Below are 20,800 nucleotides of genomic sequence, written 5' to 3'. Positions count from 1 at the left end.
CCGTCCTCTCCGCTCGGGGCGTGGTCCCAGGGCCCGGGCCCGAGGGCCACCCCAGGGCGCGCGAGCGCTCCTCGCGTGCGGCTCCGGGCCGGCGACGCCCGTCGACCCCGAACGCTCAGCCGCCCTTCACCGGCAACTCGGCGGCACGTTCCCAGGGAGTGCTGCGGCCCCGGGGGATCTCGGTGGGAGGTGGCACGGGGTCGGATAACGACGTTTTCGACGGTCGTCCCGGCGGTCGTCCTCGGCCCTCCGGGTCGGCCGAGCCACCACCACCGCCGTCGATCGGGTCCGCCGCTCCTCGTGGAGGGGACTGGCCGGCGGCGGCGCCGTCGGAGCCCACCCCCAACGCGCTGAGCAGGCTGCCCGTCGTCGGGGTGTCCCTCGGTGGCAGTTCCAGGCCGGCCGCGATGGCCACCGCGCGGTCCCACTCCGGGTCGACGGGGTAGTCGTAGTGCGAGAGCACCCCGGGGCTCCACCGACGACCGGTGAACGGCCCCCGCATCGGGTCGGGGAGCCAGTGGTCGCCGCCGAGCACCAGGGCGCCGTTGGGGCTCCGCGTCGCGGCGGGCAGGGGGCCGACCGAGCCGTCGGCGCGGAACCCGACGCCGATCAGGGTCCCCTCGTAGACCTGCCGGTTCCAGGTGGTGACCGGCCCGCCCAACGGGTCCGTCCCACGGCAGAGGGAACGCCACCGGCCCCGGAGCGCGCCGGACAGCTCCGCCAGGGAGGACAGCGGCACCACCGAGGGGAACGCGCGCGCGTAGATCCACTGGAGCTGGGAGCCGTGCGTCACCAGACCGACCCGGTGCCGGTCCGCGTCGGGCAGGGACTGCGCGAGCCGCGCCGCCGTGACCGCCGCCAACAGACTGCCCTGGCTGTGCCCGGTGATGACCACCCGGACCCCGGGGTCCTTGAGGTGGTGGACCACCCGGTCCGCCAACTCGGGGATGACCTTCAACGCGTAACAGGGCGGCACCGTCGGGTGGGCCTCCCTGGGCCAGAAACTCGTCAGGTCGGCGAGGATGCCCAGCACCTTGGCGGTTTCCGGGCGCCGTTTCGCCAGGTGGACGGTGCGCAGCAACGCCAGGGCCAGTGCGGCGAGCACCACGACCCCGATCCCGGCGAGCGGGTCGAACCAGTCGGGCAGCGAGAGGTCCGCGAGCCGGACGACCAACGCGATCAGCGCACCGGCACTGAGCACCCCGGCGACCAGCAACAGGATGTGGTGCAGGTGCCGGCGCTGCGCCGCGGCCCACCACCAGGCCCTCGCGCCTACTCGGGAGTCCTCCGGCCGGCCCGCGTGCAGGAGCGTGGTCTCGGGCGGGGCCAGTCGGTCGCGGCGCTCGGCGAGCCAGCGGCGGAAGAGCACCACCGGGACGACGACCGCGACCGCGACGACGGCGAGAACGGCACCGGCGCCCCACAACAGGGTGATCGCCTCGTAGCCCTCCGGATCGGCGAGATGTCCTCGCCCCAACAACTGGCGGACGGTTAGCGTCAACCCGGCACCGAACCCGGCTCCCAACAGGGCGGCCAGGGTGAGCACCGGAGCCGAGAACCAGCCCCCGGCCCAGGGGCGCTGGTCGCGCGGTTGCCCGCGCCACTCCACCCGCGCCAGCCAGGCGGCCGGGACGAGCAGGGCGCCGAACAGGACGCAGCAGAGCGCGAGCAGGGCGGCGACCACCTCGACGGTGAGCGTCGATGCCGGCAGCTCGGCGGGCAGCGGGCCCAACCGGACCGACACCAGGGCCACGAGCAGTACCGACGCGCCGACCATGACCTGGGACGGCCAGGACCCCAGGAACCGCCGGAGCCTTCCCCCCAGGCCGCCCCTGGCCCGCAGCTCCGGTGGGTCGTCCAACAGGGCGGTGGCCAGGAGCCCGAAGAGGAACAGGGCGGCGGCCGACCACCACAACCAGTCGTTGGAACCGTCGGTGGCGCCGGTGGGCCCGCCCAGCGCGAGGATCGCGACCACCGCCAGCGTCGCCACGGTGTGCGTCATCCGGAGAACGGGGGTGTCGGGGTCGGCGATGACGGTCTCGCCGGGGAGGCCGGCGAGCCGGCTGCGCCGCCGCTCCGGGTCGGCGGGCAACGGGTCCGAGGACCTGTTGACCTTCCAGCTCACCGTCGACACCCGGTGCAACACGGCGACCAGGGCCACCACCGGGAGCAGGCCGAGCACGGCGCGTCCCAGGTCCCACCCGCGCAGGGAGTCCGGCGCGAACGGCAGGCAGGAGGAGCCGGGCCGCAGGCACTGCGTCGCGACGAGGTCGAGGAAGATGACGGTGAGCTGGGACACGAGCAGGCAGGAGAGCAGGAGCGCGGCCAACCGGAGCAGGGCGCGCAGCAGGTGGCCGAGCCCCCGGGAGGCGGCGCTGCCCTCCCGCACGGGAGGCAGCATCCAGTGCGCGACGTTGGCCATCGCGAAGGGGAAGAGCAGTGCCCAGGTCGCCTTCGCGAACCCGCCGGAGGTCATGCCGCCCCAGACGTAACCCTCGACGACACGTGGCACCGGCCGTCCCCCGGCGTTGAGCATCGGCCCGGGCGCGGGTCTGCGGAGCCGGTCGGCGGGGCGGACGAGTTGGCCGAGGCCGTCCCCGGCCACCTCGACGGCGGACACCGATCCGGTCAGGTCCTCCGGGGTGGTTCCGAGAACGCCGTGGACCCTCAGCTCCACGACGCGTGTGTCGGGCCCGGGTATCACCACGGCCACCGCCCTCCCTGCCCCGTCGTGCTCCGTGCGATCGATTATCGGTTCTCCGGTGGTGGATCGGTGGCAATCCTGGGCTATTTGATCGTCACTGGCGAGTATTGGGGCTCCGGCGTGGCGAACGGTAGTGTGCGGGGGCTGTTCCCATGTCGTGAGGAGACGCCTGATGAGCGCCGAAAGGCTCCAGACCCGTGCCGGTATCGAGTTCGCCATCGCAGACCTGTCACTCGCCGACTTCGGACGCAAGGAGATCCGGCTCGCCGAGCACGAGATGCCCGGGCTGATGGCGCTGCGGCGGGAGTACGCGGGTGCGTTTCCGCTGCGTGGAGCCCGTATCTCCGGATCGCTGCACATGACGGTGCAGACCGCGGTGCTGATCGAGACGCTGGTGGATCTGGGCGCCGAGGTCCGGTGGGCGTCCTGCAACATCTTCTCCACCCAGGACCACGCGGCGGCCGCCGTCGTCGTGGGTCCGAACGGCACCGAGGAGGAGCCCAAGGGCGTCCCCGTCTTCGCCTGGAAGGGGGAGACCCTGGAGGAGTACTGGTGGTGCACCGACAAGATGCTCACCTGGGGTGGGGGCGCCCTGCCCAACATGCTCCTCGACGACGGTGGCGACGCCACCCTGTTGGTGCACAAGGGAACGCAGTACGAGAAGGCCGGCGTGGTTCCCTCGGCGGCCGACGACGACCCCGACGAGTGGAAGGTCATCCTCGACCTGCTCGGCCGCTCGCTGAAGGAGGACGACTCGCGGTGGACGCGTGTCGGGGAGTCCATCCTGGGCGTCACCGAGGAGACCACCACCGGCGTCCTGCGCCTGTACCAGCTCGCGGCGGCCGGTGAGCTGCTCTTCCCCGCCATCAACGTGAACGACTCGGTCACCAAGTCGAAGTTCGACAACCGGTACGGCATCCGGCACTCGCTGATCGACGGCATCAACCGGGGCACCGACGTCCTCATGGGCGGCAAGGTCGCGGTGGTGTGCGGCTACGGTGACGTGGGCAAGGGCGCGGCCGAGTCGCTGCGGGGTCAGGGCGCCAGGGTCATCGTCACCGAGATCGACCCGATCTGCGGTCTCCAGGCCCTGATGGACGGGTACCAGGTGTCCACGCTGGACAGCGTCATCGACCAGGCCGACATCGTCATCACCACCACGGGCAACAAGGACGTCGTCAGCGCCGAGCACATGTCCCGGATGAAGCACCAGGCGATCCTGGGCAACATCGGGCACTTCGACAACGAGCTCGACATCGCGGGGCTCGCCCGGTGGAAGGGCGTTCGGCGCGTCAACATCAAGCCGCAGGTCGACGAGTGGGTCTTCCCCGACGGCCACTCGATCATCGTGCTCTCCGAGGGGCGCCTGCTGAACCTGGGCAACGCCACCGGGCACCCGTCCTTCGTGATGTCGAACTCCTTCTCCAACCAGGTGATCGCCCAGATCGAGCTGTTCACCAAGCACGAGGAGTACGACAAGGAGGTCTTCCGGCTGCCGAAGAAGCTCGACGAGAAGGTCGCGCGCATCCACCTGGAGGCGCTGGGTGGTGAGCTGACCAAGCTCACCAAGGAGCAGGCCGAGTACATCGACGTCGCCGTCGACGGCCCCTTCAAGTCCGAGCACTACCGGTACTGACCGTCCCGGTCCCCGGCGGATGCCCCGCCGGGGGCCGCTCCCGGTCGCCCACCTGTCGCCGGCGGGCTCCCGTGCGGTGCCGGGTCCGCGTCTCGGCGCGGGCAGCCGCTCCGCCCGGCCCGAGGAGCACCCCGTCCCGCCCGAGGGCGGCGGTCCCGCGCGCCCTCCCGACGATGTGCCGGACTCCGGTTGGTCGGGACGCCCCGCAGCCGAGGGACCATCCGGCCGTGGTGGGTCGCCCGCTGCCGCCGCGTGACGCGCCCGGGTGCCCTCCGGGCGGGGCGTGGTGGTGGCGGTCCTCGGTCCCCCCGTTCGGCGCGCGCCCTGCCTCGGGGGTCAGCACCTCCCCCCGCCCCTCGTCGCGACGCCGCCACCCTCCCCTTGGCCAAGGCGCCGGTGGCCGGGCTCCGCCCAGCCCCGAGCCCGGCGGTGATCTCCTCGTGCTGGCTGGGCGCCGGCGGGGCCGCGCACCCGGCCCGGAGGAGGTGGTGCGCGAGCCAGCCGCCCCCGTCCGAGCACGGGGCTGGCCGCCGCTGCCGCCGTCCCGGGTTCCGGCAGCGCCCCGCTGGTGGGGTGCCGGCTGAGCGGTCCGCCCAACCCGTGGTGCCGACGGGAGGCGTCGAGGCGGCTGGTGGTGCCGGCGGCGCGTCGCGGGGCCCGGAGGGCGACGACCGGTGCCGGACCGGGGTGCCACCACCGCCGGGGCCGGCGCCGAGGGGCGGACCGCCCCTCGGCCGTGCCGTGCTCACGCGTGCCAGTCCCGCCGGCGGCGCGAGGACGCGCGGGCCCGCGCCCGCCGCCGCCAGGCGCGCCTCATCCGAGGGGTGCGGAGGGGGTTCGCGGCCCAGGAAGCTCCCACCGCCTCGGGCGGCCGCCCACCGCCGTGGTTCGCCGTCGCGACGTCGTGCGCCTGGTGACCGGCCACGAGCGACATCCGTGGGCCGGCGTCCGCGGGCTCCCGAGGGGTGGCTACGGTGTGCGCCCGTGGGACGCTTGATCGGGATCGAGGGCATTGACGGAGCGGGCAAGCGGACCTTGTTCGGGAAGCTGAGCACGGCACTCACCGAACGCGGGCTGAGCGTGCGCGGTCGAGCCTTCCCCCGCTACGGCGTGGACGTGCACGCGGACCTGGTGCGGGACGCCCTGCACGGCGACCTGGGTCCGGTCTCGGACTCGCCGCACGCGATGGGCCTGCTGTACGCGCTCGACCGGCGGGACGCGGCGGAGGGCCTGCGAGCGGACCTGGAGCGGTACGACGTCGTGCTGCTGGACCGCTACGTGGCGTCGAACGCCGCGTACGGTGCCGCCCGGCTGCGCCAGGACGCCGACGGCGACTTCGTGCGCTGGGTGCACGACCTGGAGATCTCCCGCTTCCGGCTGCCCGTCCCCGACGCGCACCTCCTGCTCAGCGTCACCCCCACCGTCGCCGCCTCCCGAGTGACCCGCCGTGAGGCGACCGAGGTGGGGCGCGAACGTGACATCTACGAGTCGGACGCCGACCTCCAGGCTCGGTGCGCCGCGCTCTACGAGCAGCTCGCCCGACGCGGCTGGCTCGCGCCCTGGACGGTCGTGGACGCGGTGTCCACGGTGGATACGAATCGGTTGGTCGATGAACTCTTCGGCTGAACAGCCGCACACCCTCGTACTCGCCCTGCTCGACGAGGTGCGGTCCGAGACTGGCCTGCCCGTGACGGACTGGGTCCGGGAGGAGCACGGCGACCACTCGATCGTCGAGGTCTGCCCGCCCGACGCCGCCGGTGACGTCGTGGTGTGGCTGCTCGGCCAGATCGCGCTGGTCTTCCTGGACATCGCCGAGCCCGTCGAGTTCGACCTCCGGGAGGAGGGTGAGGCGGAGCGCCTCCACTCGCTGTTGCTCGCCGCCGCGCGGGGGCAGGTCGAGTTCGACGAGCTGGTGGGCAGGTCCGCGAGCCACCCCTACGCCGTGCGCTGGCCCGGCGGCGAGCACCGGGTGACGGTGTCCTCGTGGACCTGGATGTGGCGGCGGCGCATGACCCACCGGGTGCGGCGGTTCCCCTCCTGGACGGGGGCGGCGGAACCCGGCCGGGTCCTGGCCGACGTGCCCGACGGGCACCCGACGGGCACGAGCGAGGACGACGGCGCTCCCCCCGGGGAGGGCTTCCTGGTCGCACCCCGCGAGAGCCTCGAGAGTCCCCCCACGAAGAGCGTGGAGGCCGCCGGAACGGCCTTGGGAGGCAGCCGTTCCGACTAGCCCGACCCCGTCCCGACCACGCCTGCCCCACGCGTAACGAACCGGTCACCGGAAACGGTCTAAGACCGGGGGATACAACGTGATTCGAGTCACCACGGCGTGGAAGAGGGGGAGCTGGTGCGAAATGCGAGCACCGTGCACGGCGAGCGGTTCGGTAACAACGGTCACGTCTCACGTCCCTGGGTGGTGCGTTCCCGCAGGGCAGCCAATGCGACGATATCCAGCATGAAGTCGCGTGTACTGGTAGTTGACGACGACCCCGCGCTCGCCGAGATGCTGACGATCGTCCTCCGGGGCGAGGGATTCGACACCGCGGTCGTCGGCGACGGCACACGCGCCCTTCCCGCCGTGCGGGAGCTCAAGCCGGACCTGGTGCTGCTGGACCTCATGCTCCCCGGGATGAACGGCATCGACGTGTGCAAGGCGATCCGCGCTGAGTCGGGCGTTCCGATCGTGATGCTGACGGCGAAGAACGACACGGTGGACGTCGTGCTCGGCCTCGAATCCGGTGCCGACGACTACGTGGTGAAACCGTTCAAACCCAAGGAGTTGGTGGCCCGCCTGCGTGCCCGGCTCCGGCGGACCGAGTCCGAGCCGGCGGAGGTGCTGAGTATCGGAGATCTCACCATCGACGTGCCCGGACACGAGGTGACCAGGGAGGGACGACCGATCTCGCTGACTCCGCTGGAGTTCGACCTGCTGGTCGCCCTTGCCCGCAAACCCAGGCAGGTGTTCACTCGTGAGGTCTTGCTGGAACAGGTGTGGGGTTACCGGCACGCCGCCGACACCCGGCTGGTGAACGTCCACGTGCAGCGGCTGCGTTCCAAGGTCGAACGCGACCCGGAGCACCCCGAGGTGGTACTGACCGTTCGTGGGGTGGGATACAAGGCCGGCCCCCATGACCCGTGACGGGACCGGGTGGTGCGGGTGAGGAGTTCTGATCGCGGCGGTGAGTCGTTCCACCGGCGCGCCGCCCGGCGGTTCCGGCGAGCTCATCGCCTCGTCCGCCGGCGGCTGGGAGCAGCCGCCGGGTTGTGGCGGCGGTCGCTCCAGGTGCGGGTGGTCGTGAGCACGCTGGCGCTTTCCTCCGCCGTGGTGTTCGTGTTGGTGATGGTGCTCCAGACGCAGATCATCTCGCGGCTGATCGACGGCAAGCGCGACGCCGCGCTGGAACAGGCCCAGACCAGCAGGGAGATCGTCAGCAACGAGTTGCGCGGATCCAACCCGAACTCGGACGGTTTCGGCACCCAGCTCAGCGCGGCGAGGAACACGCTCAGCACCAGGACCGACCAGGACTCGTCCGGGTCAGCCGGCGTCTTCGACCCGGTGCTGGCCGACTTCTACGGGCGCCAGACCGAGACGGGGGAGCCCCTGGCCCAGTCCGGCCCCCTCGACGACATCCCGGAGGACCTGCGGCGGCAGGTGGAGGACGAGAACAGCCTCGCCTCCCAGATCACCACGGTCGACCGCGACGGCCAACCCGTGACGATGCTCGCGGTCGGCATTCCCGTGCCCACCGTGAGCCGGACGATCCAGCTCTACCAGCTGTACCCGCTGACCCCGGAGCAGCGGACCATCAGCCTCGTGCAGAGCACGCTGCTCGTCGGAGGGCTCGCGCTGGTCGTCCTGTTGGGCGGCGTCACCTACCTCGTGACCAGGCAGGTCGTCCGACCGGTCCGGGAGGCGGCCGAGGTCGCCGAGCGCTTCGCCGACGGGGACCTGGACGACCGGATGCGGGCGACCGGTGAGGACGAGGTGGCCAGGCTCGCCGAGTCCTTCAACGCCATGGCCGAGAGCCTCCAGGGGCAGATCCGCCAGCTGGAGGAGTTCGGCCAGCTCCAGCGCCGATTCACCTCCGACGTCTCCCACGAGTTGCGGACGCCGTTGACCACGGTCCGGATGGCGGCGGACGTGCTGCACGCCTCCCGAGACCAGTTCCCCGCCGGCCTCGCCCGCTCCACGGAGCTGTTGGTCAACGAACTGGACCGCTTCGAGTCCCTGCTCAGCGACCTGTTGGAGATCAGCCGACTGGACGCCGGGGTGATCCAGCTCAGCGCGGAGAGCGTGGACCTGCGGCCGGTGGTGCGCAGCGCCGCGGAGTCGGTGCGCGCGATCGCCGCGACGGCGAAGGTCCGCATCGACCTCCACCTGCCACCCGACCCGGTGATGGTCGCCATCGACTCCCGCCGCATCGAACGGGTGCTGCGCAACCTGCTTGCCAACGCCGTCGACCACGGTGAGGGCAAACCCGTGGAGGTCAGGGTCGGTGAGAGTTCCGCCGCGGTCGCCGTCACCGTCCGCGACTTCGGCGTGGGGCTCAGGCCCGGTGAGGAGGAGCTGGTCTTCAACCGCTTCTGGCGTGCCGACCCCTCCAGGAACCGGCACAGCGGTGGCACGGGGCTCGGGCTGGCGATCAGCCTGGAGGACGCCCGCCTGCACAACGGCGAGTTGGAGGCGGTCGGTGAACCCGGGGAGGGCGCCTGCTTCCGGCTGACGCTGCCCCGGCGTCCCGGGATCGAGCTGACGCGGAGCCCGCTGCCGTTGATGGTGGCGGACCCGTCGTGGGGCGGTGCCCGCTCCTACTACGACGCCGAGCGCCTCGTGGCGGGCGGGGTCCAGGACGACGGGCTCGCCGATCTCGTGAGCGGTGCCGGGCCCGAGGACGGCGCTCCAGCGGGGCCACCCGCTCCGGCACCGGTCGAGGACCCGGACCACCCGGAGGACTCGGTGCTGGTCGGCGCGGAGGACGACGTGGCGGTAGCCGAGGCGCGGGCGACGCGGGAGCGGTTGGAGAAGCTGGGCCTTCCCAGCTGGTCCGAGGCGTTGACCGGCGACCGGGGGAGGGACTCGACGTGACGTCGGGGCGGAGCGGACCTGGTGGGGGAGGACCGGCGGCGAGCCTGCTGGTGATGCTGCTCGCGGGAGTGAGCCTGCTCGCCGGGGGGTGCGTGGCGATCCCGGAGTCCTCCACGGCCACCGTGGCGCAACGGATGGATGACGGGATTCCCGGCGGTGACGTCCAGGAGCCCGACCCGGAACTGGATGCCCCCGAGCTGGCCCGTGCCTTCGTGCAGGCGAGCGCGCGCCCCGACGACGACCACGCGGAGGCGCGTGCGTACCTGACCGACGACGCGCAGCGCCAGTGGGACACCGAGTCCCGCATCACCCTGGTGGACGAGCTCCAGCTGGTGATCCACGACCAGGAACTCGCCGTGAGCGAGGCCCCGGACGATGTGGCGGTCGTCCGGGTCACCGCGCGCCGCATCGGCCGGATCGAGCCGGACATGTCCTTCGTGCCCGACTGGGGGACGCACGACATGCGGCTGGTGATGACCAAGGAGAGCGAGGAGCGGGGGTGGCGGATCAGCCAGCCCCCGACCGACGTGGTCATGACGGTGGACGACTTCAACCTGAACTACCAGCAGGTGCAGCTGTACTTCCACGCCAGTGACCGGCCGGGCCTGGTGCCGGACCTGCGGTACATCCCGGCGCAGCCGAGCACCGCGCATCCCGGGAAGGTCGTCGAGTTGCTCCAGAGCGGTCCCTCGGCCAGCCTCGCCGGAGCGGTGGCTCCCGTGCTGCCCCGGGGCGCGGCGATGCGGTCCAACGTCAGCGACGCGCGGGACGCGGTGATCGAGGTCAACCTGTCGAACCTGGGGAAGGACCCGACACCGGAGTCCTACCGGCGGATGGTCGCGGGCATCGTGCTCTCCATCCAGTCGGTCACCCCGCGTCCGGTGCGGGTGATGTACGAGAACGTCGACGTGCTGCCCGAGAAGAAGCTGTGGCGCATGGTCGACTTCCGGGCGGAGATGCAGGCGTTCGCCCCCAACCTGGACCTGCCGGGGCTGATGGTGCGCAACGGCCGGGTGGAGACGTTGACCGGGGAACCGGTGCCGGGGCCGGCCGGCGCGGGCGACTACCGGGCGGAGACGGCCGCGCAGTCGGTCGACGGGAGCCAGCTCGCGGTCGTGGGCCGTGACCTGGGCGGTCGGCCCACCCTCTGGGTCGGTGGCTACGGCGAGGACCTGCTGCCGGTGGAGATCGACGCCGAGACGCTCACCAGGCCGACGTGGCGGGCTGGCACCTCCGAGTTGTGGACCGTCGCCGACGGCGACACGGTGCTGCAGGTGGTGGCCACGGGGCAGAACGGCTGGGTGACCAGGCCGGTGCCCCACCGGCTGCCGGACGACCAGTTGCCCGTCACCGATCTCCGGCTGTCCCCGGACGGGATGCGGGTGGCCGTGGTCGGGGGTGACGACCTGCTGGTCGCCTCCGTGTCCAGCGACAACGAGGGGCCCAGGATCGGAGGGCACCACGTGTTGCACCGCATCGGGGAGGAGATCCAGGCCCGCTCGGTGGCCTGGCAGTACCCGGCCCCCGGGGAACAGGGCAGCGAGTACCTGATCGTCGCGGTCAGCGGGAAGTACCCGGTGATGCGGATCAGCCCGGACGGCATGGTCTTCCAGCGCTACCAGCAGTCGAACCTGACCCAGGACGTCACGACGGTGACCGCGTTCCCGAAGAAGGACGTGATGGTCGCCGACCAGAACGGGCTGTGGACCGTGCAGGACGTGAACAGCTACTGGCAGCAGCACACCGCCGTCAAGAACGGCGGCGCGGTACCGCTCTACCCCGGGTGACACCCGATCGGTCGGAGTCGGCCGCGATCGAGCGTCGGGAACCCGGTTTCCGTCGGTCCCGCTCGGGAGGCTCCGAACCATGCGTGCGCTGTGCGACTCGGTGCTGGACCTGCTCGTCCCCCGCTGGTGCGTGGGCTGCGACCTCCCCGGGGTCGACCTCTGCGACGGCTGCCGGCGTGGGCTCGGCCGACCCCGCGCGGTGACGAGGAGGCCGGTCGCGGTGGCGGCGCCGGTGTACGCGCTGGCCGAGTACGCCGGCGCGACCAGGTCCGCCGTCCTCGCGTTCAAGGAGCGGGCCAGGCGGGGGCTCGCGGTGCCCCTGGGCCGGGCCCTCGCCGAGGGGATCGGCGGTCCGCACCGTCCCGCAGGAGCTCCACCGAGGCTGGGGCGTGACGAACCGTGGTGGCTCGTCCCCGCGCCGTCCCGCCCGGCCGCGGTGCGGAGGAGGGGCGGGAGCCACGTTCTGCGACTGGCCGAGGTCGCCGCGGCGGGACTCCGCGCGGGTGGCCTGGCCGTCGGTGTCGCGGACGGCCTGCGGCTGGGACCCGGTGCCAGGGACTCGGTCGGTCTGCCGCCCGCCGAACGGCTGGCGAACCTCGCCGGCCGGGTCGTGGTGCGCCCCCGCCGCCTGCCACCCCGGGGAGCGGAGGTCGTCGTGCTGGACGACGTGGTCACCTCCGGCGCCACCGCCGCCCAGTCGGTGCGCTCCCTCCTCGACGCCGGGCTGCGGGTGCGCGCGGTGGTGGTGCTGGCGGTGGCGGGCGGGGGTTCGGCGCGCCTCGCGGGTACCGGTGGAACGGCGCATGGCGATTACCTGACGTGACTCCCGGGGTTTCCGCGCTCGCCCGATCGGTTGGTTTCCCGCGAATTTTTCGCGACCAATTCGGGAACTTCGGGTTGCGCGCACCCGTTACCCGGGTATGAGGCGATTACGAGGCGGCGGCAGTGAGGGCGGAGGTCAAGCCCGGTGGGACACCGGGTCGGACGAGCATGCCCTCGGTCGTCGACGTCTCGGGACCGCCGAGGGGTGCTGTGACGGTCGGTAGTCATCGCGCATCGCTCTCCACGGGGCTGGGCAATACCGACGGATGGGGCTAACGTGCTCGGCTATCAGTCGCGGAGGGCCAGACGAACCGGCCGGATGACACCGCCGGAGGGAGGCGATCAACTCATGCCATTGGCGTCGTGAGGCCGGATGAGCCCGGGCGCGCTCCGACGCCACCGTTTCACGCATCGCTCGCAGATCGCGCGAGGGAGGTCGTTTATGGACATCGTGGTCAAGGGTCGTAACGTCGAGATCCCGCAGCACTACCGGGTGCACGTGGCGGAGAAGCTGGGCCGACTCGAACGTTATGACCGCAAAGTCATCCGCTTCGACGTCGAGTTGTTCCACGAACCCAATCCGCGGCAGGCGAAGAACTGCCAGCGCGTCGAGATCACCGGCAAGGGACGCGGACCCGTGGTCCGCGCCGAGGCCTGTGCCCAGGACTTCTACGCGGCGTTGGACGTGGCGGTGAACAAGCTGGAGAACCGGCTGCGCCGCATCCACGACCGGCGGAAGGACGGCAGGCGCAAGGCGAAGTCCATCGCGGAGACGATGGCCGGGACCGCCGCCGGTTCCGCCGAGTGGCCGAGCCTCGTCGGGATGCCGACGGCCGGCGGAGGCGCCGGGAACGCTGATCGCGGGCAGACAGGGAGGACGACCGTGCTGGACACGACCGAGCGCCAGGTGGCTCAGGCCGAGAACGTGAGCGAGATCCCCTCCCAGTGGAGTTCCGACGAACCCGGCCGGATCGTGCGCACCAAGGAGCACCCGGCCGAGCCGATGACCGTTGACCAGGCCCTCTACCAGATGGAACTGGTCGGCCACGATTTCTACCTCTTCTCCGACGCCGACAGCGGCCGTCCCAGCGTCGTGTACCGGCGTCGGGGTTTCGACTACGGTGTGATCAGTCTGGTCTGACTGCCGTGAGTGACGGTTCGCGGCACGGGCCATACTGAGAGTGCGACCGTGCGAGTGGTCCCCGCCCGACAGGATCGGGTCGGGGACCGCCCCGCGAGTGGGGGCGGTGAGGTCGGTGTTCCCGGTGGGCGCGTCCGCGTGGCACCGACTCCGGGGCGCTCCCGCCGGTCATGCTTGCCCCGCACGGACGTATCGCACTCCCAATCCGCGCCTAGTATGGCGGCAAAGCGCCTGTGGCGGGCGCGTGACGATCAGCTAGTGAGGTCGACCGAATGGTCCTGTCCCGACTGCTCCGCGCCGGCGAGGGCAAGACTCTCAAGCGCCTGCGCAACATCGCGGCGCACGTGAACTCGCTCGAGGAGGAGATCGCCCCGCTGACCGACGATCAGCTGCGGGCGAAGACCGACGAGTTCCGCAGCCGTCACGCCGATGGCGAGAGTCTCGACGAGCTGCTGCCAGAGGCCTTCGCCGTCGTGCGGGAGGCCGCCAAGCGCACGCTGGGCCAGCGTCACTTCGATGTGCAGCTCATGGGTGGCGCCGCCCTGCACCTCGGGCAGGTCGCCGAGATGCGCACCGGTGAGGGCAAGACGCTCACCTCGTCGTTGCCCGCCTACCTGAACGCGATCTCCGGTGAGGGCGTTCACGTCGTCACCACCAACGACTACCTGGCCAAACGTGACTCGGAGTGGATGGGCCGGGTCCACCGCTTCCTGGGCCTGGAGGTCAGCGTCATCGTCGCCCAGATGACCCCCGAGCAGCGACGGGAGGCCTACCGGGCGGACATCACCTACGGCACCAACAACGAGTTCGGTTTCGACTACCTGCGCGACAACATGGCGTGGAACCTGCGGGACTGCGTGCAGCGCGGCCACAACTTCGCCGTGGTCGACGAGGTGGACTCCATCCTCATCGACGAGGCCAGGACCCCGCTGATCATCTCCGGCCCGGCCGACCAGTCCTCCCGCTGGTACCAGGAGTTCGCGCGGATCGCGCCGCTGATGGAGCGGGAGAAGCACTACGAGGTCGACGAGCGCAAGCGCACCATCGGTGTGACCGAGGCCGGTGTGGAGCTGGTCGAGGACCAGCTCGGTATCGAGAACCTCTACGAGGCGGCGAACACGCCGCTCGTGGGCTACCTGAACAACGCGTTGAAGGCCAAGGAGCTGTTCAACAAGAACAAGGACTACATCGTGCGCGGCGACGACGTGATGATCGTCGACGAGTTCACCGGCCGGGTGCTCGCGGGGCGCCGGTACAACGAGGGGATGCACCAGGCCATCGAGGCCAAGGAGCGGGTCCCGATCAAGGCCGAGAACCAGACGCTGGCCACCATCACGCTGCAGAACTACTTCCGCCTCTACGACAAGCTGTCCGGGATGACCGGTACGGCGCAGACCGAGGCGGCCGAGCTGCACCAGATCTACAAGCTGGGTGTCGTCACCATCCCGACGAACCGCACGATGCAGCGGAAGGACCAGCCGGACCTGGTCTACAAGACCGAGGTGGCGAAGTTCGAGGCCGTCGCCGAGGACATCGAGGAGCGGCACCGCGAGGGGCAGCCGGTGCTGGTCGGGACGACGAGCGTCGAGCGCTCCGAACACCTCTCCAAGATCCTCACCAAGAAGGGTGTCAAGCACGAGGTCCTCAACGCCAAGCACCACGAGCGGGAGGCCGCCATCATCGCCCTCGCCGGTGTGCGGGGCGCGGTCACGGTGGCCACCAACATGGCGGGCCGGGGAACCGACATCGTGCTGGGTGGCAACCCCGACTTCATCGCGGACAAGGAACTCCGCGACCGGGGCCTGGACCCGGTGGAGACCCGGGAGGAGTACGAGGCCGCCTGGGACGCGGAGCTCGACAAGGCGAAGGCCGAGGCCGAGGCGGAGGCGGAGCTGGTCAGGGAGGCCGGCGGTCTCTACGTGCTGGGCACCGAGCGCCACGAGTCGCGGCGCATCGACAACCAGCTGCGCGGTCGGGCCGGGCGGCAGGGCGACCCGGGTGAGACGCGGTTCTACCTCTCCCTGGGCGATGAGCTGATGCGGCGCTTCAACGCCAGCATGGTCGAGATGGTGATGACCAGGCTGCGGGTGCCCGACGACGTCCCGATCGAGCACAAGATGGTGACCAGGGCGATCCGCAGCGCCCAGACCCAGGTCGAGCAGCAGAACTTCGAGATCCGGAAGAACGTCCTCAAGTACGACGAGGTGATGAACAAGCAGCGGACCGTCATCTACGCCGAGCGCCGCCGGGTGCTCGAGGGTGAGGACCTGCGCGAGCAGATCCACCACATGATGCGGGACGTCTGCACGGCCTACGTGGAGGGCGCCGCCGACGACGGCTACCCGGAGGACTGGGATCTCGAGCAGCTGTGGACCGCGCTGCGCACTCTCTACCCGGTCGGCATCGACTGGAAGGAACTGCTGGAGCAGGACGGCAAGGGGCTGACGAAGCAGGGTCTGCTCGACGCGGTGCTGGCGGACGCCGAACGCGCCTACGAGCGGCGTGAGGCGGAGATCAACGAGCTGGTCGGCGACGAGAACGCCATGCGTGAACTGGAGCGGCGGGTCCTCCTCTCCGTCCTGGACCGCAAGTGGCGCGAGCACCTCTACGAGATGGACTACCTCAAGGAGGGCATCGGCCTGCGGGCGATGGCGCAGCGGGACCCCGCGATCGAGTACCAGCGCGAGGGCTTCGACATGTTCAACGCGATGTTGGACGCGTTGAAGGAGGAATCGGTCGGTTTCCTGTTCAACATCCAGGTCGAGCCGCCGGAGGACAAGGACCGCAAACGCGCCGCCGGCGAGGGCGAGGACAAGGTCGCGGTGACCGTCAGCTCGGGTGCCGGCAGCGCGGACCCGGCCGCCACCCCCGGCCAGGCGAGGACCAACGGCAACGGCGGCCGTCGGCCAGCGGCACCCCCGCCGCCGGCGGCGGAGCAGGCGCCCGTGCCCGCGGCACTGCGAGGCAAGGGGCTGGACGGCCCGGGGCGTCAGCAGCTGAACTACTCGGGACCGGACGAGGCCGGCGCCCCCGCCAACCAGGGTGGTCGAGGCGGCGGCCGCTCGGGTGGCACCGCGAACACCGGCGGGAACCAGGCCGGCCGGAGCCAGGGCGGCAACCGGAAGGACCGCCGGGCGGCCGCGCGGGCCCAGTCGAAGCGCGACCGGCGCGGCTGACCCGGCCAACGGCGTCACCGCCGGCCCCCGTCCACGACGTGACCGGTGCGCCGTGTCCGACCGACGAGGTCGAACACGGCGCACCGCCATGTCCGCCCCACCCTGACGAAGCGGGCGACCAGTGCCTGCCGGCGATCACCCAGGGCCACCAGACCGCTGGCCTCCACCCCGGACCACTCGCCCCGCGCGTCGAGGACGGTCTGGGCGCGCAGCGAGCACAGCCGGTAGGGGGCCGCCGGTGGCGCTCCGGGACCGCCGGGGCGGAGCTCGCGGACCAGGGCTGGGGCCAGCACCGCCCGCAGCTGGCTCGCCGGCCTGCGGCGGGCGAACACCTCGACGATGACGGTCAGGGCGGGCCGCGCCACCCGGTACGCGAGCCGTTCCCCGGCGCGGGTACCACCGGGCAGGAGCACCGGTCCCTGGGCGGCCAGTGCCGCCAGGCCGCTCCGGTGCCACGCCGGTTCGTCGACCGGGGTGCCTTGCTGGGGCGGTGGCGGAAGCGGGCGCAGCGGCGGTTCGAACTCCGGCAGCGGGCGGAGGCGCAGGGCGGGCAGGACATCGGCCAGCAGCCGCTCAGCCTCGTCGCGGACGAGGCCCGGGCTCGGCGGGACCAGCAGTGACGTGCCGGCGGCGAACGAACGTTCCACGGGATCTCCCAGGTTCCGGGACACGGGACACCTGGCTGATCCCCGAGCACCACGCCTGCGGTCACCCGGCCGGGATTTTCACCTGATCAAGTGGTCCCGGTCCACCGTGCGACGTGCGGACGCGACGGTGGGGGCGTTCTCCCCGTACCGAGCGCCGGACGCGGGCGCTGGCCACCCACCTGACCTCGGGCACGGCCAACCCGGACGACGGACGGCGGTCGTCCCACCTTGGCGCACTACCCTGGGCCGCGTGTCGTCGGATTCGTTGGTCGGCCTGGTCATGGATGTCGGCGGGGTGTTGACCGACCTCGGCGGGGTTCCGGCGTCCGAGGAGCCCCCGCTGCTGGGCGCGGTGCGGCTGTTGCGCCGCCGAGGCGTGCGGACGGCCGTGCTGTCCAACGCCCAGGGGTACCCGCCCGATGCCGGCTGGCGTGCCGACTTCGACGCCGTGGTGGTGTCCGGCGAGGTCGGGATGGGGAAGCCGGACCCGCGCGTGTACCGCCTGACCGCCGCTCGACTCGGTCTCGCCCCCTCCCGGTGCGTCTTCGTCGACGACCTCCCCCGCAACGTGCGTGGTGCCGTCGCCGTCGGCATGGTCGGGGTGCGGCACGACACCGTGGCCGCCACCCTCGAGGAACTGGACGCGCTGTTCCCGGAACGGTGAGCCGTCCCGAACTCCCCGGCGCTCGCCTCGCCCTCGGCGTCCGTCACCCGTCGTGGGTCAGGCCCCGGCGCACCAGCTCGAAGCAGAGCACCGCCGCGGCGCTCGCCACGTTGAGCGACTCGACGCCGCCGCCGAGCGGGATGCGGGTCCACCTGGTCACCTGGCGGTGCACGTCGACCGAGATCCCCTCCGTCTCGCCACCGAGCACGAAGGCCACCCGCTCGTCGGGGAGGGTCAGGTCGAACAGGGACCGGTGGGCGCTCGCCTGCATGCCCACGACCTGGTAGCCCTCGGCCGCCAGCTCCTCTACGGCACCGGCCGCGGTGGCGCACCGGAGCACCGGGGCGTGGAACGCGACGCCAGCCGATGCCTTCACCACCATCGGGTCGATCGCCGCCACGCCCCGCCGGGGCACCACGATGCCCTCCACGCCCGCTGCGGTCGCGGTGCGCAGGATCATGCCGACGTTGGCCGGTGTGGTGATGCCGTCCAACACCAGCACCGTCCTCGGCGCCGGGCCCTCCGAGAGCGCCAGGGACAGCGGACGCATCCGGCGCGCGACGACGTCCGCGAGAACCCCCTGGTCGTGGCGGCCGTTCCCGGCGAGCACCTTCACCCGTTGCGCGGTGGCGCGCTGCACGGTCACCCCACGACGCTTGGCCGCCCGCAGGATCTCACCGGCGGAGTCGCCGCTCGCGTTGGTCGCCAGCACGACCTTGTCCACGGTGAGCTCGGGGTCCGCCAACGCCTCCAGCACCGGCTTGCGGCCGTACACCGTGACGAAGCGGTCCTTCGGGGAGATGGGGGTCTGCATGGCGTCAGCATCGCAAGCCCCCGGCACCGGGGGAGGAGCAGGCCCACCGGGAGCCGCGTCCCGGCCGATCGCCAGGGCGGACGGGGCCACCCGGGCGGCTCGTCCGGCGGCGGGCCGGAGACCCGGAGGGACCGTCGCGCCACCGGCCGCTGTGCCAGGATCGAGGCATGCCCGATCGTCTCTCGGCCCTGGACGCGTCCTTCCTGTACCTGGACGACGCCACCACTCCGATGCACGTGGGCACGGTGCTGCTGCTCCAGCTGCCGCGCCGGTCATCCCGCTCCGCCGGGGCGGGGGAGGCGGCGACGCCCTCGGCCGAGTACGACTGGTTGGTCTCCCTGATCGAGCAGCGGCTCGCGTTGGTGCCCCGGTACCGGCAGAAGGTGGTGGCGGTCCCCGGCAGGTTGGCCAGGCCGGTGTGGGTCGACGACCCGGACTTCGACATCGGGTACCACGTCCGGCGGTCCGCCCTGCCCAGACCCGGCAGTGAGGAGCAGCTGAACGAGCTCGTGGCGAGGCTGATGTCCCGGCCGCTGGACCACTCCCGCCCGCTGTGGGAGATCTACCTGGTGGAGGGGCTGAGCCGCAACCGGGTCGCGGTCATCACCAAGACGCACAACGCGGTCGTCGACGGGGTCGCCGGGGTGGACATCGGCCAGGTCCTCCTCCGGTCGAGCCGTCGTCCTCCCCAGCAGGACCCGGAGCTGTGGATGCCGGAGCCGCAACCCTCGGGTTCCCAGCTCGTCCTCGACGCGGCGTGGGAGGCGGTCCGCCAGCCGGGTGAGGCGGTGGAGAACGCCCGCCTGGCCGCGCTCGACCTTGCCGCCACCGCGCGGAAGCTGGTGGGCGCGGTCACCGGCGTCGCCTCCGCGTTGCGGACGGCGGTGCGTCCCCCGCCGGCGGGCCCGCTCAACGTCGCGATCTCCAGCCAGCGCCGGTACGCCGTCGCGCGTACCTCGTTGACCGACTACCGCAGCGTGCGGCAGCGGCACGGTGGCACCGTCAACGACGTGGTGCTCGCAGTGGTGGCCGGCGCGCTCCGCAACTGGTTGCTGTCGAGGGGGGAGGCGGTCTCCGCGTCGACGACGGTGCGGGCGATGGTGCCGCTCTCGGTTCGGACGGTGGCAGCGGAGGCGTCCGGGCGGGTGACCGAGGGGGCGTGGCACCAGGACCCGGGGGCGGGACAGGTGTCCGCCTACCTGGTGAACCTGCCCGTCGGTGAGAGCAGCCCGCTGGTGCGGCTGCACCAGGTCAGCCACGAGATGCGGGCCCACCAGGAGTCGGGGCAGTCGGTCGCGGCGAACGCGCTGGTCCGGTTGTCGGGGTTCGCCCCGCCGACGCTGCACGCGCTCGGGGCCCGGGCGGCGAACTCCTTCTCCCAACGCCTGTTCAACGTCATGGTGACGAACGTCCCGGGGCCCCAGGTGCCGCTGTACGCGGGAGGGGCGAGAATGCGGGAGATGTTCCCCGTGGTGCCGCTCGCGAAGAACCAGGCGCTGTCGGTGGGAGTGACGTCCTACGATGGCGGTGTCTACTACGGTCTCAACGGCGACCGGGACGCCATGTTCGACGTGGATGTGCTGGCTGGGATGATCAACGAGTCGGTCGAGGAACTGGTCGGGACGGTGGGTGCTGCGTGAGGGTCTACGTTCCGGTCACGGTGACGATGTTGCGGAGCCTGGTCGACACCGGTGAGCTGCGGGCGATCAGCGGGACGGCGTTCGCTCTGACCCCGATGCTCCGGGAGTCCTACGCCTCGGGTTCCACGGACGAACTCGAGTACGCCGCGATGCTGGAGGCGGCCCGCGCCTCGCTGCGGTTGCTCGCGGCGGAGTGGGCCGAGGACCAGAAGACCCCGGCTCGTCGCGGGGTGGTGGCGGCTGACGTCGAGGACGTCCGGCTGCGGCCGGACCTGGACGCCGCAGTCGTCCGACTGGCCGGGCCGGTGACCTCCGCCGAGGTGGCCGCCGTGCACCTCGACGACCCCGCCGCCGAGGACGCGGTGCGCACCGCCGCCGAGGTGGTCGACGCCGCCGACCTGGGTGACGACGACGCGGAGTTCCAGATCGGCGAGGCGGAGGACCACGAACTCGCCTGGTACGCCCCGCAGGAGCTGCCCTTCCTGCTGGAGCTGATGGAGCCCTGAGGCAGGGCGGTTCACCCGCCGCCGCCAGGGGCGCCGGCGTCCCGCGCGCGTCCTCCGTCCGTCACCCGCCCCCGCCTCCTGGTGCCGTCGAGGGGCGGCTCCCGGCATGCCGCGCCGGGTTCACCACGTCGTTCACGGAGCCGTCGGTCGCTCCGCTGACGTCCTCCGCACCCCGAC

The 20,800-nt window shown here is 71.9% G+C and carries 15 protein-coding genes; 12 read left to right on the top strand and 3 right to left on the bottom strand.

Annotated elements, in window-relative coordinates:
* Positions 1-115 precede the first annotated feature (115 nt).
* Positions 116-2,677 (bottom strand): hypothetical protein, encoded by a 2,562-nt coding sequence (locus tag ACOJVX_RS21930; protein WP_422647069.1) that lies wholly within the window; start codon positions 2,675-2,677, stop codon positions 116-118.
* A gap of 199 nt (positions 2,678-2,876) precedes the next feature.
* On the opposite strand from ACOJVX_RS21930, the gene ahcY reads away from it, so the two are divergent.
* The 9 genes from ahcY (at position 2,877) to secA (ending at position 16,352) form a co-directional block, all read left to right on the top strand.
* Entirely contained in the window at positions 2,877-4,340 is a 1,464-nt protein-coding gene (gene ahcY, locus ACOJVX_RS21925) for an adenosylhomocysteinase (protein ID WP_030105000.1), read from the top strand.
* A 984-nt stretch (positions 4,341-5,324) separates the two neighbouring features.
* The gene (locus ACOJVX_RS21920; protein WP_026419302.1) at positions 5,325-5,966 is read left to right on the top strand and encodes a dTMP kinase; all 642 of its coding nucleotides are present in this window, start codon (positions 5,325-5,327) and stop codon (positions 5,964-5,966) included.
* Entirely contained in the window at positions 5,950-6,570 is a 621-nt protein-coding gene (locus ACOJVX_RS21915; RefSeq protein ID WP_026419301.1) for a hypothetical protein, read from the top strand. Before ACOJVX_RS21920 ends, ACOJVX_RS21915 begins: the two co-directional genes overlap by 17 nt.
* 225 nt (positions 6,571-6,795) lie before the next feature.
* Positions 6,796-7,479 (top strand): MtrAB system response regulator MtrA, encoded by a 684-nt coding sequence (gene mtrA / locus ACOJVX_RS21910; protein ID WP_422647068.1) that lies wholly within the window; start codon positions 6,796-6,798, stop codon positions 7,477-7,479.
* 9 nt (positions 7,480-7,488) lie between these two features.
* The gene (gene mtrB, locus ACOJVX_RS21905) at positions 7,489-9,426 is read left to right on the top strand and encodes an MtrAB system histidine kinase MtrB (RefSeq protein ID WP_422647067.1); all 1,938 of its coding nucleotides are present in this window, start codon (positions 7,489-7,491) and stop codon (positions 9,424-9,426) included.
* Entirely contained in the window at positions 9,423-11,213 is a 1,791-nt protein-coding gene (locus ACOJVX_RS21900) for an LpqB family beta-propeller domain-containing protein (protein ID WP_026419298.1), read from the top strand. Before mtrB ends, ACOJVX_RS21900 begins: the two co-directional genes overlap by 4 nt.
* 79 nt (positions 11,214-11,292) lie before the next feature.
* On the top strand, positions 11,293-12,036 hold the full coding sequence (locus ACOJVX_RS21895) for a ComF family protein (RefSeq protein WP_422647066.1): 744 nt from the start codon (positions 11,293-11,295) through the stop codon (positions 12,034-12,036).
* Between the two features lie 441 nt (positions 12,037-12,477).
* Entirely contained in the window at positions 12,478-13,176 is a 699-nt protein-coding gene (gene hpf / locus ACOJVX_RS21890) for a ribosome hibernation-promoting factor, HPF/YfiA family (protein WP_422647065.1), read from the top strand.
* A 272-nt stretch (positions 13,177-13,448) separates the two neighbouring features.
* A complete protein-coding gene (secA, locus tag ACOJVX_RS21885) occupies positions 13,449-16,352 on the top strand; it encodes a preprotein translocase subunit SecA (protein WP_030227664.1) in 2,904 nt (967 codons plus the stop codon).
* Between the two features lie 14 nt (positions 16,353-16,366).
* Here the strand turns inward: secA and ACOJVX_RS21880 are convergent, their stop codons facing one another.
* Positions 16,367-16,999 (bottom strand): Rv3235 family protein, encoded by a 633-nt coding sequence (locus tag ACOJVX_RS21880; RefSeq protein WP_337661682.1) that lies wholly within the window; start codon positions 16,997-16,999, stop codon positions 16,367-16,369.
* 280 nt (positions 17,000-17,279) lie between these two features.
* Between ACOJVX_RS21880 and ACOJVX_RS21875 the strand changes: the two genes are divergently transcribed.
* The gene (locus tag ACOJVX_RS21875; RefSeq protein WP_103057053.1) at positions 17,280-17,663 is read left to right on the top strand and encodes an HAD-IA family hydrolase; all 384 of its coding nucleotides are present in this window, start codon (positions 17,280-17,282) and stop codon (positions 17,661-17,663) included.
* Between the two features lie 43 nt (positions 17,664-17,706).
* On the opposite strand, the gene ACOJVX_RS21870 is transcribed toward ACOJVX_RS21875, so the two are convergent.
* Positions 17,707-18,477, bottom strand: coding sequence for a TrmH family RNA methyltransferase (locus tag ACOJVX_RS21870; protein WP_030105011.1), 771 nt, complete (start codon positions 18,475-18,477; stop codon positions 17,707-17,709).
* Positions 18,478-18,644: 167 nt separating this feature from the next.
* On the opposite strand from ACOJVX_RS21870, the gene ACOJVX_RS21865 reads away from it, so the two are divergent.
* On the top strand, positions 18,645-20,117 hold the full coding sequence (locus ACOJVX_RS21865) for a WS/DGAT/MGAT family O-acyltransferase (protein ID WP_026419293.1): 1,473 nt from the start codon (positions 18,645-18,647) through the stop codon (positions 20,115-20,117).
* Positions 20,114-20,623, top strand: a complete 510-nt coding sequence (locus tag ACOJVX_RS21860) for a DUF6912 family protein (RefSeq protein ID WP_026419292.1) — start codon at positions 20,114-20,116, stop codon at positions 20,621-20,623. The genes ACOJVX_RS21865 and ACOJVX_RS21860 overlap by 4 nt, the downstream gene beginning before the upstream one ends.
* Positions 20,624-20,800: the final 177 nt, after the last annotated feature.

Source organism: Actinoalloteichus caeruleus, assembly GCF_049311605.1.
Classification (GTDB): Bacteria; Actinomycetota; Actinomycetes; order Mycobacteriales; family Pseudonocardiaceae; genus Actinoalloteichus_B; species Actinoalloteichus_B caeruleus.
The sequence above is the reverse complement of the archived record's forward strand: the minus strand, read 5'-3'. Positions and strand labels throughout refer to the sequence as shown.

What these genes read in the sequence shown, in the direction of transcription:
- ahcY (WP_030105000.1), top strand. Translation starts at nt 2,877, where the DNA reads ATGAGCGCCGAAAGGCTCCAGACCCGTGCCGGTATCGAGTTCGCCATC.
- ACOJVX_RS21915 (WP_026419301.1), top strand. Translation starts at nt 5,950, where the DNA reads ATGAACTCTTCGGCTGAACAGCCGCACACCCTCGTACTCGCCCTGCTC.
- mtrA (WP_422647068.1), top strand. Translation starts at nt 6,796, where the DNA reads ATGAAGTCGCGTGTACTGGTAGTTGACGACGACCCCGCGCTCGCCGAG.
- ACOJVX_RS21895 (WP_422647066.1), top strand. Translation starts at nt 11,293, where the DNA reads ATGCGTGCGCTGTGCGACTCGGTGCTGGACCTGCTCGTCCCCCGCTGG.
- hpf (WP_422647065.1), top strand. Translation starts at nt 12,478, where the DNA reads ATGGACATCGTGGTCAAGGGTCGTAACGTCGAGATCCCGCAGCACTAC.
- secA (WP_030227664.1), top strand. Translation starts at nt 13,449, where the DNA reads ATGGTCCTGTCCCGACTGCTCCGCGCCGGCGAGGGCAAGACTCTCAAG.
- ACOJVX_RS21875 (WP_103057053.1), top strand. Translation starts at nt 17,280, where the DNA reads ATGGATGTCGGCGGGGTGTTGACCGACCTCGGCGGGGTTCCGGCGTCC.
- ACOJVX_RS21870 (WP_030105011.1), bottom strand. Translation starts at nt 18,477, where the DNA reads ATGCAGACCCCCATCTCCCCGAAGGACCGCTTCGTCACGGTGTACGGC.
- ACOJVX_RS21865 (WP_026419293.1), top strand. Translation starts at nt 18,645, where the DNA reads ATGCCCGATCGTCTCTCGGCCCTGGACGCGTCCTTCCTGTACCTGGAC.